Annotated in this window: 1 protein-coding gene; it reads left to right on the top strand. The window is 61.4% G+C overall.

The genetic code is table 11. From position 1 onward, the window contains the following. Window positions 1-19: 19 nt before the first annotated feature. The coding region (locus KDL09_RS20145) for a LamG-like jellyroll fold domain-containing protein (RefSeq protein WP_345781102.1) at window positions 20-1,717 on the top strand (1,698 nt) is incomplete at its 3' end.

The raw sequence follows: 1,717 nt of genomic DNA, 5'->3' as shown, positions 1-1,717 counted from the left end.
TTGGGAAGGCGGCCACCGCGTGCCCTTCATCGTACGCTGGCCAGGTCACATCAAAGCCGAGACAGTGAGCGATCAACTCATGAGCCTGACCGATGTGTTGGCCACCGTCGCAGCCATCACCGGTGCCAGCCTGCCCGCTGATGCTGCCGAAGACAGCTTTAGCGTGCTGCCAGTGCTGGAAGGTCAGGCGACCGCACCTGTCCGTCCCTACCTGCTCGAACAGGCCTTCGCCGGTGCCCGCACTTTGTCGATCCGACGTGGGGTCTGGAAATACCTCGATCATCGCGGCTCCGGTGGAAACAATTACGACAAGGGCGAACTCAAGGCTTTTGCACTGCCCGAGACCGCGCCTGATGCCCCCGGACAACTCTACAACCTGGACGTCGATCCCGGTGAAACCACGAACCTCTATTTCAAGCATCCCGAGATCGTTACCGAGTTGAAAGGGCTGCTTGAGAAATCGAAAGCCGAAGGCCGCAGTTCCCCGCGCAGCATCGCCACAAACGCAGGACTGCCCCGCGATGCATTGCCGCTCGATGCACCTGAGTGGCCGATGAATTATCGCATTCACCTCAAAGGCGCCGCCAAGGTAACGCTGAGCGATGATCTGACGCTTTCATTCGATGGCGCGAAACCGCAGGACATCGCCGTCGAGGAACCCGCAGAGGGAGCGCCGTTGTTGCGCGTCTGGAGCGGTGTCAAACTCGTGCGCGGTCCTGAGGAGGTGGCCTCACTGGCGAAAACTGGCGCGATGGATTTCCCGGAGGCGAAGCTGGACCTCGGCGCGGATTTCACCGCGATGGCGACCTTCGAATCGAGCGGCCAGGGCACGTTGTTTTCCATCTGTGCACCGACTGGCAAATGGTCGCCTGCCGCGAAGGCCTTGTTCATTCGCGGCGGACGTCTCGTGTATGACATCGGCTGGGTCGGCGCGATGACCGGCGGGCCGAAGGTGAATGACAGCAAGCCTCACACCGCTGTCCTCACGGTGCGCGATGGCGCGGCTCAATTGTGGCTGGATGGCAAGGTCATCGCCGAAAAGTCCCGCTTCACCGCCGCGGACAAGCCGGAGCATGTTTTCAAAGTGGGCCGCGCTGCACCGATCTTCGCGGGTGATTTCACCAACGGCAAGATTGGTGAGGTCAAGGTGTGGAAACGCGCCTTGCCTGAAGGTGAGATCAGAGGACTTTTCAAGCAGGGCGGCAAGGGAGCGAACACGCCTGACTTTGCGCATGTGCCGAAATCGGGCGGCAAACCACGAATCGAAGGTGGCAGCGGCTGGGTGCAGGCGCTGGAGCGCAGCGATCATGCGGCGATCGTGGGCGGCTGGAATGCAAAGACGCTCGAAGAAGGCGCGGCGATCTACAAAACGCTGTGCGTCGTGTGCCACGGCACGAAGGAGCAGCCGGGATCGCTGCCCACGGCTCTGCGTTTTGCCGAAGGCCAGTTCAAAAACGGCTCTGATCCGTTCTCGATGTATCTCACGCTGACGAAGGGCTTCGGTCAGATGGTGCCGCAGCCGCAATACACAACCGCGCAGAAATACGCCGTCATCCACTACATCCGCGAGACCTTCCTGCGACCGCACAACCCGTCGCAACTCAAGGACATCGACCTCGCCTCGCTGCCACGTGGCCTTGCACGTGCCGAGGAGGAGAAGCCGGACACCTCCCTGCCGCCGTATCAGCGCACGGAACTGGGCAACTCGCTGTTCTGG

The sequence above is a fragment of the Prosthecobacter sp. genome, from assembly GCF_020439865.1.
Lineage (GTDB): Bacteria > Verrucomicrobiota > Verrucomicrobiia > Verrucomicrobiales > Verrucomicrobiaceae > Prosthecobacter.
Note: the sequence above shows the minus strand (reverse complement) of the source record. Positions and strands in the feature narration are given on the sequence as shown.